General features: G+C 69.1%; 9 protein-coding genes. 1 reads left to right on the top strand and 8 read right to left on the bottom strand.

All coding sequences use genetic code 11. The features are described 5' to 3' along the window. Window positions 1–53 precede the first annotated feature (53 nt). Both thrS and AC3WQY_RS00740 read right to left on the bottom strand, forming a co-directional pair. A complete protein-coding gene (thrS, locus tag AC3WQY_RS00745) occupies window positions 54–1,973 on the bottom strand; it encodes a threonine--tRNA ligase (RefSeq protein WP_492705020.1) in 1,920 nt (639 codons plus the stop codon). 222 nt (window positions 1,974–2,195) lie between these two features. Next, entirely contained in the window at window positions 2,196–2,753 is a 558-nt protein-coding gene (locus AC3WQY_RS00740; protein ID WP_492705018.1) for a glycine zipper 2TM domain-containing protein, read from the bottom strand. Window positions 2,754–2,935: 182 nt separating this feature from the next. On the opposite strand from AC3WQY_RS00740, the gene AC3WQY_RS00735 reads away from it, so the two are divergent. Beyond that, window positions 2,936–3,880: a hypothetical protein gene (locus tag AC3WQY_RS00735; RefSeq protein ID WP_492705016.1), complete on the top strand. Its 945-nt coding sequence runs from the start codon at window positions 2,936–2,938 to the stop codon at window positions 3,878–3,880. Between the two features lie 7 nt (window positions 3,881–3,887). On the opposite strand, the gene AC3WQY_RS00730 is transcribed toward AC3WQY_RS00735, so the two are convergent. From AC3WQY_RS00730 to AC3WQY_RS00705, 6 genes are all read right to left on the bottom strand, one after another. Further along, complete coding sequence (locus AC3WQY_RS00730; protein ID WP_492705014.1) at window positions 3,888–4,970, bottom strand: patatin-like phospholipase family protein; 1,083 nt, start codon at window positions 4,968–4,970, stop codon at window positions 3,888–3,890. 18 nt (window positions 4,971–4,988) lie between these two features. Next, a complete protein-coding gene (locus tag AC3WQY_RS00725; protein WP_492705012.1) occupies window positions 4,989–7,184 on the bottom strand; it encodes a TonB-dependent receptor plug domain-containing protein in 2,196 nt (731 codons plus the stop codon). 125 nt (window positions 7,185–7,309) lie between these two features. Further along, entirely contained in the window at window positions 7,310–9,658 is a 2,349-nt protein-coding gene (locus tag AC3WQY_RS00720) for a Tex family protein (protein WP_492705010.1), read from the bottom strand. Window positions 9,659–9,720: 62 nt separating this feature from the next. Next, the gene (gene eutC / locus AC3WQY_RS00715; protein WP_492705008.1) at window positions 9,721–10,470 is read right to left on the bottom strand and encodes an ethanolamine ammonia-lyase subunit EutC; all 750 of its coding nucleotides are present in this window, start codon (window positions 10,468–10,470) and stop codon (window positions 9,721–9,723) included. Next, the gene (locus tag AC3WQY_RS00710) at window positions 10,467–11,849 is read right to left on the bottom strand and encodes an ethanolamine ammonia-lyase subunit EutB (protein WP_492705006.1); all 1,383 of its coding nucleotides are present in this window, start codon (window positions 11,847–11,849) and stop codon (window positions 10,467–10,469) included. The genes eutC and AC3WQY_RS00710 overlap by 4 nt, the downstream gene beginning before the upstream one ends. A gap of 44 nt (window positions 11,850–11,893) precedes the next feature. Next, window positions 11,894–13,180 carry a BaiN/RdsA family NAD(P)/FAD-dependent oxidoreductase gene (locus AC3WQY_RS00705; protein WP_492705004.1) on the bottom strand — a complete coding sequence of 429 codons (1,287 nt, stop codon included), beginning with the start codon at window positions 13,178–13,180 and terminating at the stop codon, window positions 11,894–11,896. Window positions 13,181–13,197: the final 17 nt, after the last annotated feature.

Raw genomic sequence — 13,197 nt, 5'->3', positions numbered from 1 at the left:
ACCCAAGGCAGGGGCTCAGACAAAAGCAAAAACGCGCCCAGCTTTCAACCTCTTCAGGTCTTGGCCGCAATGTCGCTGGTGATCTTCGCGATGAAGTCTTCCAGCGCCATCACACCCAGATCTTGGTTGCCACGGGCGCGCACCGCAACGGCTCCATTTGCCTTCTCCTTGTCGCCAACGACCAGGATGAACGGAACCTTTTGCAAGGAATGCTCGCGGATTTTATACGTGATTTTCTCGTTCCGCAAATCACTCGAGACCCTAAGCCCTTGTTTTTGCAGCGTTTTCACGATTTCCGCGACGTAATCCGCCTGCGCATCGGTGATATTGGCCACCACCACCTGGGTCGGCGCCAGCCAAGCCGGCAGCGCGCCGGCATGCTGTTCGATCAGGATGCCGATGAAGCGCTCCAGGCTGCCGACGATGGCCCGGTGCAGCATCACGGGCGTCTTGCGCTCGCCATGCTCGTCCACATACTCGGCGCCCAGGCGGCCGGGCATCGAGAAGTCCACCTGCATGGTGCCGCATTGCCATTGACGGCCCAACGCGTCCTTCAGCGTGTACTCGATCTTGGGGCCGTAGAAGGCACCGTCGCCGGGGGCGATGACGATTTCCACGCCCGAAGCGCGCAGCGATTCCATCAAGGCATGCTCGGCCTTGTCCCACACCTCGTCAGAGCCGATGCGGGCCTCGGGGCGCGTTGCGACCTTGTAGATGATGTCGGTGAAGCCGAAGTCCTTGTAGACCTTCTGCAGCAGCGCCGTGTAGTTGACGCACTCCTGCAGGATCTGGTCTTCGGTGCAGAAGATGTGGCCATCGTCCTGCGTGAAGCCACGCACGCGCATGATGCCGTGCAGGCCGCCGGTGGGCTCGTTGCGATGGCACTGGCCGAATTCGCCGAAGCGCAGCGGCAGGTCGCGGTAGCTCTTGATGCCGTGCTTGAAGATCAGGATGTGACCGGGGCAGTTCATCGGCTTGAGCGCGTAGTCGCGCTTTTCCGATTCGGTCGTGAACATATTGTCACGGTACTTGTCCCAGTGGCCCGTCGCCTCCCAGAGCGTCTTGTCCAGCAACTGCGGGCCCTTGACCTCCTGGTAGCCGTTGTCACGGTAGACCGCGCGCATGTACTGCTCGACCTGCTGCCACACCGTCCAACCCTTGGGGTGCCAGAACACCACGCCGGGCGCGTGCTCGTCGATGTGGAAGAGCTCCAGCTCCTTGCCCAGCTTGCGGTGGTCGCGCTTCTCGGCCTCTTCCAGCATCAGGAGGTACTTGGCCAGGTCATCCTTGGTCGCCCAGGCGGTGCCGTAGATGCGCTGCAGCTGCTCGTTGCGATGGTCGCCGCGCCAGTAGGCACCGGCCACCTTCATCAGCTTGAAGTGCTTGAGCTTGCCCGTGGACGGCACATGCGGGCCGCGGCACAGATCGGTGAAGGCACCCTCGGCGTACAGCGACACATCCTGGTCGGCCGGAATGCTCTCGATGATCTCGGCCTTGTAGGCCTCGCCGATGCCCTTGAAGTAGCTGACGGCCTCGTCGCGTGGCAGCACCGAGCGCAGCACCTTCTCGTCCTTCTTGGCCAGCTCGGCCATCTTGGCCTCGATGGCGGCCAGATCATCGGGCGTGAAGGGGCGCTTGTAGCTGAAGTCGTAGTAGAAGCCATGCTCGATCACCGGGCCGATGGTGACCTGGGCCTCGGGGAACAGCTCCTTCACCGCATAGGCCAGCAGGTGGGCCGTCGAGTGGCGGATCACCTCCAGGCCATCGGCATCCTTGTCGGTGATGATGGCCAGCTGCGTATCGGCCTCAATCAGGTGGCTGGTATCCACCAGGCGCGCGGCATCGCCCTGCCCCACGCGTCCGGCCAGTGCGGCCTTGGCCAGGCCGGCGCCGATGGAGGCGGCCACCTCGGCCACCGTGACGGCCTGGGCGAACTCGCGCTTGGAACCGTCTGGCAATTGAATCGAAATCATGATGAGCAAACTCCAAAAAGCAAAAAGCGCGGCCACTTGCCGCGCTGTTCAATGCCGGACGTTTGAGTTCCAGCTGAGATGAGACGTGACGAGCCGCGGCCGACTAAACCCTCGAGGTGGTGGTCGTAGTTCGCGGTGTCATAACCAAGTCGCCTTTCTCAGCCCTTGTGCGTTGATCGTGGCCCAATTGTAGGCGAGGCCCGGGTTGGGCCGTCAAGCGCATCACAAGCGTTGCAGGCGACCCTCAACCACGCGCACGCGCTCGCCCACCCGCAGGCCATCCAGGCGCTCGAAATCAAAGGCCTGCTCGCCCGCGCCCTCCAGGTGGACCCAGACGCGAAAGCGCGCCTGAGCGCGCCTCTCATCGCGCCGCTCATCGCGCCGCCCCTCCTGGCGCTCGATCTCATTGCCGATCACGGCGCCCGCCACGGCGCCGATCACCGTCGCGGCGGCGCGACCTTCGCCACGCCCCATCTGGTTGCCCACCACGCCACCGATGACGCCACCGACCACGGCGCCGGCCCCGCTGCTGCCCGGGCGTTCGTTCTCGTAGCGACCGTCATAGCGGCTCTCGCGCCCACCGCCCAGCTGTTCGATGCTGCGCACATAGCCGTACTGGACGAACTGCTGCGCGCCACGGTAGTCGGCCCCGTAATAGCCTTGCTGATAGGGCTGCGGATAGCCCCGCTGATCGCGCGGCCCATGGGCGCAGGCAGACAGGCTCAACAGCCCGAACAGCAGACATGGGGCAAACAGTCTTGAGGGAAGCAAGGCCATCATCTGAAACTCCAGGAAGCAATCCGACCCCGCCACAACGCCGGCAGGGCCCGGCCGGTTGTCAGGCATTTACGTTTGTTACGGCGCGCGGCTCCCTAAGTTTCAGGCTGGGGCCGGCGGCACTCTGGGCGTAGCCTGCGAACTTTCGAGCACGCCGCTCGAGAGCCACCGCAAAGGGAAGCGCCATGCCCCACCCACACCACTTCACCGCGCTGCTGGCCCTGCTGATCGCCTCGGCCTCGTACGCGGCGCCCCGCCAGCTCGACGTCAGCGCCCCCGGCGGTTTTCTCAACGCCTGCGCCGCCCCCAGTGGTGGCGGCAGCGGCGGCTGGGCCGGCGACGACATCAGCGGCTGGTTCACCAGCGGCAGCTGCGATGCGCATGACTTCGGCAGCCCGGGTGGCGCCAGCGGCAGTGCTGCATCCAGCGGCCCTTCGATCAGCAACAACGCCAGCGGCTGGGCGACGCTGGGCGCGACGCTGATGAGCGCCGAGAACCACTCGCCGGCGTCCACCTTCTTCGCGCATGGCGGCGTCAACGGCGGCTATACCGATCAGCTGACGGTGTCGCTGCCGGGCTTCGAGGGTCAGGCCGGCTACCTGCTGCTACGGGTGGGTGTGGCCGGCACCCTGCAAGCCAGCGCCGAGACCGGCGCGGCCGGTTTCGAGGTGGTGCCCTATGTCAACAAGCAGTTGCTCAATGCCGGCAACCCGGGCTATGACGACGGCAGCTCCAACCATCTGTGGGCCACCGATCGCCAGGTCGGCGCCTGGGGCGTGGCCTCGGCCCCGGATGCCAGCCTGGCGGTCAACGAGATCGTGGTGTTCAGCCTGCCGGTCGTGGTCGGGCAGGCGCTGGATGTCGGCATCTACGCGATGGCCGAGGCCGGCCAGCGCAGCTCGGGCGGCTTCCCCGGCTGGTATGCCAACAGCCAGGTGCAGTTCGGCAGCTTTCTGGCCGGCGCGCCGCTGCTGATGATCGGCGGCCAGGCGCAGCCAGGCTTCAGCATCAGTTCCGCCTCGGGCTTCGACTGGACGCAGGCCGCGGCCGTACCCGAACCGCAGCAATGGGCGCTGTGGGCCGCCGGCCTCGGCTGGCTGGTACTGCGACTGCGGCGCCGCGCCGGCTGAACCGGCCCTACAGCGCCATGGCCTGGAGACCGGGCCTGGCGCAGGCGGCCGCGAACTCGTCGCGCAGACGCTGACTCTCCGCGATAGCGCGCCGCCAGGCCCCGGCGCGCGCGGCCACATCGTCGCCGTAATGCATGAAGTCCGCGCGGTCCGGCAGCTTGGCGCGCGGCAAGCTGGCCACCCAGTCGGGGTGCGGGGCCAGCAGCACCACATTATCCAGAAACGCCGAGGCGCGATGCCGGTGCTTGAGCGCCTTGTCCAGCCAGCCCGGGATGACTTCGCGCTGGAAATGCGGGTACAGCACCAGGCCGTCGCCCAGCATGGCGGCGTAGTTCAGGTGCAGGTGGTAGTCGGTGATGCCGCCGTCCCAGTAGGCGCCGGCGGGCGCGCCGGCGATGTCGTGCACGGCGCGCAACCAGAACGGAATCGAGCAGCTCGCCAGCATGGCCGCCTGCAGGTTCGCGGGGCTCAGCGCCACCTGCCGGCTGCGGTAATCGTGCAAGGGAATGGGCAGGGGCGCGCGCGGGTCCGAGAACACCACGCGTTCCAGCCAGCCGCCCATGGCGCGGCGCGACAGGGCATTCGCGGCGAAGGCCGCGCCATAGCCCAGCGGCGTGCGCCAGCGGCTCTCGCGCGCCAGCAGATGGCGGCCGCGCGAGGTGAACACATGCAGGCGCCAGCGCGGGTGGGCCAGCAGATCGGCCTCGCGGCCGTCGAAGATCGCGGCCAGCGTGGCGGCAAAGCCGCGGCTCACCGCACTGGCATCGGGCTGCTTGCCCGGCGCACTCTCGTAGCGCTGCGCCACATAGGCCTCGGCCATGCGCTCGAACTCGCGCGCCGCCGCCGCGCCGTCCCGCGCCAGGCAGGCCGTGGCCATGCGCCAGCAGCCGATCGAGGCACCCAGCAGATGCACCTCCTGGGCGCTGGCAGCCAGCCACTCGCCGAAGATGAAACGGTCCAGCGGATTCAGGATCAGGCCCTTGGGTCCGCCGGCCGCCGCGGGGATCACCCGCACATCGTCGGGCCGCAGGCCGCGCTCGGCCAAACGCGCGCGCGCCCGCGGTCCTGCGAAGATCTGCAAGGCCTGCATGCCGTCCCTTACCCCCGCCTACAGCTTCATTTCCAGGTTCACGCCAAACCAGCCACGGCCCTCGCGCGTGCTGGTGCTGCCATAGCCACTGGCCAGCAGGGTCGCTGAGCGCGTCTGCACCGGGGCGAAGTTGTTGGCCGAGACGCGCAGCGACAGCTGGCGGCTGAAGGCCCATTGGGCGAACATGTCCAGCGAGCGCGTGCGCGTGATCTCGAGCGCCTGCACGGCCGTCTGCTGGGTCGCGTAACCCGGCGTGTAGGCCAGGCTCGCCCCCATATTGAGCGGCAGGCCGCTGACGCGGTAGTCGAAGCCCAGATTGGCCGACCAGGGTTGCTGGCTGTCCAGGCGGTTGTTGGGGCCCAGCACCGCGTCCACCCTGGAGTGGTAGAAATTCAGCGCCGCACGCAGATTCAGCGCCAGCTTGGGATCGAAGAGCGCGGGCAGCAGCTCGCCGGCACGGCCCTTCATCTCCAGCTCCAGGCCCATGCTCTGCGCCTTGGAGAAGTTCACCGGCCGCGACACATAGCGCTGCACCGGCGACCACGACACCGTCTCCAGCGTGGTGACGCTGCGTATCAGCTCGTTCACATGGCGGTAGAAGCCGCCCACGCTGATCATGCCGCCGCCGGCCAGGTACTTCTCGAAGGCGATGTCCAGGCCGGTGGCCAGCTCGGGCTTGAGCCCGGGGTTGCCGACGCGGTCGGGCGCCAGCTCGGTATTGGCCATGCCGGCATCGGGAAACAGGCTGCTCAGGGCCGGCCGTGCCAACAGGGCGTTCAGGTCCGGCGCCTTGTAGCTGCGCGTCAGCGAGGCGCGTATCAGGTCGCGCCCCTTGGCGTCGAGCTTGTAGTTCAGGTGCCAGACCGGCGTGATCACGCGGCTGGTGTTGCGCACCTCCTCGCCCAGGCCCACGCTCTCGGTGGCGATGCGCTCGCCGCGCAGTCCCAGATAGGTGGACCATTGCGGCGAGAGTTCCCACTCGTCCTGCACGAACAGGGCCTGGCGCTGGATGCGTGCGCCAAAGGGCTGGCCGTCGAACTCGGGCAGCTGCGGCCGGCCCAGTTCGGTCACCGTGCGCTCCTCGTTGCGCTTGCGCCATTCCAGGTCCCAGCCCAGGGTCAGGCTATGGGCATCGCCCAGCAGCTGGGCGTACTTGCCGGCCTGGGTCAGGCTGCGGTCGTGGTTGTCGCCGACCGTGTGGCGCTGGTCGGCGCCGGCGCGATAGGTCTGGGTATCGAAGATGCTCTTGGAGTCGCCCGCGCCGGCCTTGAGCTCGACGCGCTGGCTGTCGCTGAAGCGGTTCACGTACTGCGCATTGGCGCGCAGGTTCTGCCAGATGCCATGGCTGTAGGCATCGTCGTCGATGCTGGCATTGGGCGTCACCGCCTCGTTGCGGTAGAGCTGGCGGTTGTTCCAGTTGCCGCGCTGGGCAAAGCCCTGCAGGCTCAGCGTCTCCTCGTCGCTCAAGCGCCAGTTGACGCGCGGCGCGCTGTTGAACCCATGGCCCCAGACCGGCTGCAGCTGGTGCTGCACCGAGCTGGCCGGCTTGCCATCGGTGCCGGGCATGGTGCGCGCCAGCGTCGCTTCGTTCTGGCTGCGCCACTCGAACGCCGAGACCGGCAGCGACAGGGCCAGCGGCCCCAGCGTCTCGCCGAAGGTGAAGGTGGCCGAGGGAGTGGGCCGCAGCGCGCTATAGCCGACACCCAGGCGCAGATCGCGCTGGGTCACGCGCGGGGCGTCCTTCAGGATGATGTTGATCGCGCCGGCCACGGCCTGCGCGCTCTGGTCGGCGGTGGGGCCCTTGGTGACCTCGATGCGCTCCACCTGCGCCGGGCTCAGCTGGTCCAGTTGGAAGCCGGGCGGCGCCGGATCGCCGTTGATGAGTATCAGCGTGTAGCCGGCGCCCAGGCCGCGCATGCGCGGCGCGCCGCCGGCCAGATCGACCCCGGGCAGGCGCTTCAGCACATCGGCCACATTGGTGTCACCGTACTTGTCCATCTCCTCGCGGCCATAGATCTGCTTGGCCACGGTGGCCTTGCGGCGCAGATCGGTATCGCTCTGCCGGCTGGAGGTGATTTCCACGCGGTCCAGCTTGGCGCCGGCCGGCCGCTGCTGCGGTTCACCCACACCGGGGGGCAGGTCTTGCGCACGGGCCGGGCTGGCGCACAGCGCGAGGGTGGCAGCAGCCACGGCGGACAGGACAAAGGCTCTCAAGAAGTACTCCAGGGGACGATCGGACGCGCGGCACCATAGCCCAGACGCGCGCGCCGGTCAGCCGCCATGCGATCAGTTGCGGGATCCGGGGTGCCAAGCCCGGCCCGCAGTATCTCAGCGCTCGCTCAGCGTTTGCCCTGCAGCTTGGCAAAGGCCGCGGCCATGGCATTGCCACCCGTGGCCGCTGGGGCGCTGTGCGCACGCGCCGCGCCCGCCGGGCGCTCGTGGCGCGCCGCCGGGCGGAAGCTGTTGTCCTGCGCCTTGCGCTCGCCGCGCGGCGCGGCGGCCGCATCCAGCTTCATGGTCAGCGAGATGCGCTTGCGCGCCAGGTCCACCTCCAGCACCTTGACCTTGACGATGTCGCCGGTCTTCACCACCTCGCGCGCATCACTGACGAACTTGTTGGCCAGCTGGCTCACATGCACCAGGCCGTCCTGGTGCACGCCCAGGTCCACGAAGGCACCGAACTGCGCCACATTGGAGACCGTGCCCTCCAGCACCATGCCTTCCACCAGGTCCTTGATGTCGTCCACGCCCTCGTTGAAGCGCGCCACCTTGAAGTCAGGTCGCGGGTCGCGGCCGGGCTTCTCCAGCTCGGCAAAGATGTCCTTGACCGTGATGGCGCCGAACTTCTCGTCCGCAAAGGCCTCGGGCTTGAGCGCACGGATCACGTCGCTGCGCCCCATCACCTCGGCCGCCGGGCGGCCCAGCTGGGCCAGCACGCGCTGCACCAGCGGATAGGTCTCGGGGTGCACGCCCGAGAGGTCCAGCGGGTTGTCGCCATCGCGGATGCGCAGAAAACCCACCGCCTGCTCGAAGGTCTTGGGGCCTAGCCCCGTCACGTCCAGCAACTGCTGGCGGTTCTTGAAGGCACCGTGGGTGTCGCGCCAGCGCACGATGCTGGCGGCCACCGCGTTGGAGAGGCCCGACACGCGCGACAGCAGCGGCGCCGAGGCGGTGTTGAGGTCCACCCCCACCGAGTTCACGCAGTCTTCCACCACCGCCACCAGGGTGCGCGCCAGCTCGCTCTGGTTCACGTCGTGCTGGTACTGGCCCACGCCGATGCTCTTGGGGTCGATCTTCACCAGCTCGGCCAGCGGATCCTGCAGGCGGCGTGCGATCGAGACGGCGCCGCGCAGGCTCACGTCCAGGTCGGGCAGCTCCTTGGAGGCGAACTCGGAGGCCGAATACACCGAGGCGCCGGCCTCGCTGACCACCACCTTCTCGATCACAGTGCCGGGTGCCAATTGCTGGATGCGCTTGATCAGATCGGCCGCCAGCTTGTCGGTCTCGCGGCTGGCCGTGCCATTGCCGATCGCGATCAGGTTCACGCCATGCGTGGCCACCAGGCGCGCCAGCGTGTGCAGCGCGCCTTCCCAGTCCTTGCGCGGCTCGTGCGGGTAGACGGTGTGGGTGTCCAGCACGCGGCCGGTATCGCTCACCACCGCCACCTTCACACCGGTGCGGATGCCGGGGTCCAGGCCCATCACCACGCGCTTGCCGGCCGGCGCGGCCAGCAGCAGATCGCGCAGGTTCTCGGCGAACACCTTGATGGCGACCTTCTCGGCCTCGTCGCGCAGGCGCGCGAACAGATCGCGCTCCAGGCTCATGCTGAGCTTGACCTTCCAGGTCCAGGCCACCGTCTTGCGCAGCAACTCGTCGCTGGCACGCTTGCCATGGCTCCAACCGAGGTGGCGCGCGATGCGGCCTTCGGCCAGCCCAGGCTGGCCGGCCACCACCTCCTCGTCCAGCACCAGCTTGGCATCCAGGAACTCCTGGGTGCGGCCGCGGAACACCGCCAGCGCGCGGTGCGAGGGCACGGTGCGGATAGGCTCCGCATAGTCGAAGTAGTCGCGGAACTTGGCGATGTCGGGGTTGTTCTCGTCCTTGCCTTCCATCAGCTTGGACTGGAACAGGCCCTCGGCCCACAGCCATTCGCGCAGCTTGCCGATCAGCAGGGCATCCTCGGCCCAGCGCTCGGAGAGCAGGTCGCGCACGCCGTCCAGCACCGCGAAGGCGTCGGCAAAACCCAGCTCGGCATTCACGAAGGCTGAGGCCTCGGCCTGCGGGTCCAGCGTGGGGTCGGCAAACAGCTTGTCGGCCAGCGGCTCCAGGCCGGCCTCGCGGGCGATCATGCCCTTGGTGCGGCGCTTCTGCTTGTAGGGCAGGTAGAGGTCTTCGAGCTCCTGCTTGGTGGGCGCGGCCTCGATGGCTGCGCGCAGCTCGGGCGTGAGCTTGCCCTGCTCTTCGATGCTCTTGAGCACCGCGGCGCGGCGCTCTTCGAGCTCGCGCAGATAGCCCAGGCGCGACTCCAGCTCGCGCAGCTGGATGTCGTCGAGGCCGTCGGTGGCCTCCTTGCGGTAACGGGCGATGAAGGGCACGGTGGCCCCGCCATCGAGCAGCTCCACGGCGGCGTGGATCTGGGCCGGGCGAACTTTCAGTTCGGCGGCAATCTGAAGCAGGATCTTGTCCAAAACGTCGGGGATCGGCTGAATGCGAAGCGCGCGAGTTTGCCACAGCGGGCCATGCAGCGGCGTCAGCGCGCCAGCAGCAGGGTCTCGCTCTCGTCCTTCAGGCCCACGCCGCTCAGGCGGCGGCGCAGGGCCTCGCGCAGCAGCCAGTTCAGGCGCAGCGCCGCCAGCGCGGGCGCCAGGCCTTGCGGGCGGATATTGCTGATGCAGTTGCGCTGTGCATCGTGGCAGCCCAGGCGTGGCGCGTGGGTGAGGTAGGCACCCAGGCTGTCGGGCGAAGACAGCCCCGGTCGCTCACCGATCAGCATCAGGGCCAGGCACGCACCCAGCAGCCCGGCCGCGTCATCGGCCAGGGCCACGCGCGCCTGGCTGGCCAGCAGCAGCGGCGCCAGGCTGAACTCGCCGCGCAATGCGTCGCGCAACGCCCGCAAGAGCGGCACGGCGTGCGCCTGCACCGCCTGGGCCGAGAGCCCGTCGCCCAGCACGATGAGCAGATCCACCGCCGCCCCGCCCTGCGCCTCCAGGCGCTGCGCGCTCGCCGCGTCCAGCCGGCGGCCCAGATCCGGCCGGCGCAGGTACTCGGCGCGGTCGGCGGCGCGGCTGGCCACGCGCAAGCTGGCCCAGCCCTCGGCCTGCAGCGCCGCCTCCAGGGCGGGCAGATCCAGGGCCTGGTGCACGGCATCGCGCGCCTGCGCATGCGCCGCCCCAAAGGCCAGCAGCTCGCGCGTGGGCAGGCTGGCGCCAGCGCGGCCCAGGGCGATGCGCGCCGGCGTGTGGCGGCGCAGCTCGGCCCAGGGGTCGGTGGGTGTGCTCATGACTTCGGCAAGAGCCGCTGCAAGGCCGCTGCCAAGGCGGGCTGGGCGGGCGCCGGCAAGAGCGCGCCCGCCGCATCGGTGATGGACATGGCTTGCAGCCATTCCTCGAACTCCGGCGCACGGCGCAGGCCCAGCAGCTGGCGCACAAACAGCGCGTCGTGGAAGGAGGTGCTCTGGTAGTTCAGCATCACATCGTCGGCACCCGGCACGCCCATCATGAAGTTGAGGCCGGCGCTGGCGAGCAGCACCAGCAGATTGTCCATATCGTCCTGGTCGGCCTCGGCATGGTTGGTGTAGCAGATGTCGCAGCCCATGGGCAGGCCCAGCAGCTTGCCGCAGAAGTGATCTTCCAGCCCGGCGCGGATGATCTGCTTGCCGTCATACAGATACTCCGGGCCGATGAAGCCCACCACCGTATTGACCAGCAGCGGCCGGTAGCGCCGCGCCACCGCATAGGCGCGCGCCTCCAGGGTCTGCTGGTCCACGCCATGGTGGGCATTGGCCGAGAGCGCCGAGCCCTGCCCGGTCTCGAAGTACATCAAGTGCTCGCCGCCACGGCCCAGCCCGCGCACCGCCGCATGCGCCTCGTCCAGCAGCGCGAGGTCGATGCCAAAACTGCGCTGGGCGGCCTCGGTACCGGCAATCGACTGGAACACCAGGTCCACCGGCGCGCCCTGCTGCATCGCCTGCAGGGTGTTGGTGACATGGGTGAGCACACAGCTCTGGGTGGGGATGGCATGGCGCGCGATCAGCTCGTCCAGCATGTGCAGCAGCCGCAGCTGCGCGGCCACGCTGTCGGACACCGGGTTGATGCCGATCACCGCGTCGCCCGCGCCATACATCAGGCCGTCGATGATGCTGGCCAGGATGCCGGCCGGCTCGTCCGCCGGATGATTCGGTTGCAGGCGCACCGCCAGCGTGCCGGGCAGGCCCAGGGTGGAGCGAAAGCGTGTCACCACGCGGCAGCGGCTCGCCACCAGCAGCAGGTCCTGATTGCGCATCAGCTTGCTCACCGCCGCCACCATCTCGGGCGTGAGGCCGGGCGCCAGGGCGGCGAGGCTGGCGCCATCGGCGGCGAGCAGCCAGTCGCGCAACTCGCCCACGGTGAGATGCGCCACCGGTGCGAAGGCGGCGGCATGGTGGCCGTCGATGATGAGGCGCGTGATCTCGTCGGCCTCATAAGGCACCAGGGCCTCCTGCAGAAAGGTATTCAGCGGCAGCTCGGCCAGCGCCATGCGCGCGGCCACGCGCTCCGCGGCACTGTGCGCCGCCAGGCCGGCCAGCTCGTCGCCGGAACGCGCCGGGCTGGCCTTGGCCATCAGCTCGCGCAGATCGGCAAAGTGATAGCTCTGTGCTCCCAGGCTGGCGCGGTATCCCATGGCGGCGTGCTGCTGTAAGCCCCCAGCGTAGCAGCTGGCGCTGGCTAAGCGTTCAGATACGCCGCCGCGCCCTCGCCCGCCACCCAGCCGCTGGCCATGGCGGCGGTGAGCAGATAGCCGCCGGTGGGCGCTTCCCAGTCCAGCATCTCGCCGGCGCAGAACAGGCCGGGCACCTGCTTGAGCATCAGGCGGGCATCGAGCTCGCCCAGGCAGATGCCGCCCGCCGTGCTGATCGCCTCGGCCACCGGGCGCGGGCGCGCCAGGCGCAGCGGCAGCTGCTTGAGCGTGCGCGCCAGCAGCGCCGTGTCCAGGTACTCGGCCTTGCTGAGCACCTCGTGCAGCAGCCCGGCCTTCAGCCCCTCGATGCCCAGCCGGCTCTTCAGGTGCGTGGACATCGAACGCGTGCCACGCCCGCGCGCCACCTCGGCCGCCACCTGGGCCTCGCTGCGGTCGGGCAGCAGGTCCAGCCGGATCAGGGCCTCGCCGAACTCGTCGATTTCCTCGCGCAGGAGGCTGGAGGCGGCATAGATCAGCGAGCCCTCCAACCCGCTGGCGGTGATGACAAACTCGCCCTGGCGCGCAAAGTGGCGCCCGCTGCGGCCCTCGAAATGCAGGGCCACGGGCTTCACCGGCAGGCCGGCAAAGCGCTCGGCAAACAGCGCGCTCCAGCCGGGCGACGGCGCATCGGCGCGCCGCGGGCCCAGGTCGAAGCCGCAGTTCGAGGGGCGCAGGCCCGCCACCGCCACGCCGCGCGCCGTCAGCAGCGGCACCCAGCCGGCGTTCGAGCCGAGCTGGGGCCAGGAGGCCCCGCCCAGCGCCAGCACCACCGCGTCCGCCGCCACGCTGAACTCCTGCCCGGCCTGCGAGAACAGCAGCTCGCGCCGCTCGTTCCAGCCCAGCCAATGGTGGCGCATATGAAAGCGCACGCCCGATTCGCGCAGCCGGCTCAGCCAGGCACGCAGCAGCGGCGCGGCCTTCATGTCGACCGGGAACACTCGCCCCGAGCTGCCCACAAAGGTCTGCACGCCCAGGCCCTGCGCCCATTCGCGCAGGCCCGGCCCGTCCAGATGCTGCAGCCAGGCGGCCACCTCGGCACAGGGCTCGCCACGGCCGGTGCTGTAGCGGCCGGCAAAGGCCTCGCCGGGCTCCGAGTGGGTGAGGTTGAGCCCGCCCTTGCCGGCCAGCAGGAACTTGCGGCCCACCGAGGCCATGGCGTCGTAGACATCCACCTCGGCGCCGGCGGCGCGCAGGCGCTCGGCGGCCATCAGGCCGGCCGGGCCGCCACCGATCACGAGGGCACGAGGGGGGGACGATGGCAGGGAATCAGGCATGGACACTCGCGACAACA

The organism is Roseateles sp. FW301-B2 (genome assembly GCF_058788955.1).
The sequence above is the reverse complement of the archived record's forward strand: the minus strand, read 5'-3'. Positions and strand labels throughout refer to the sequence as shown.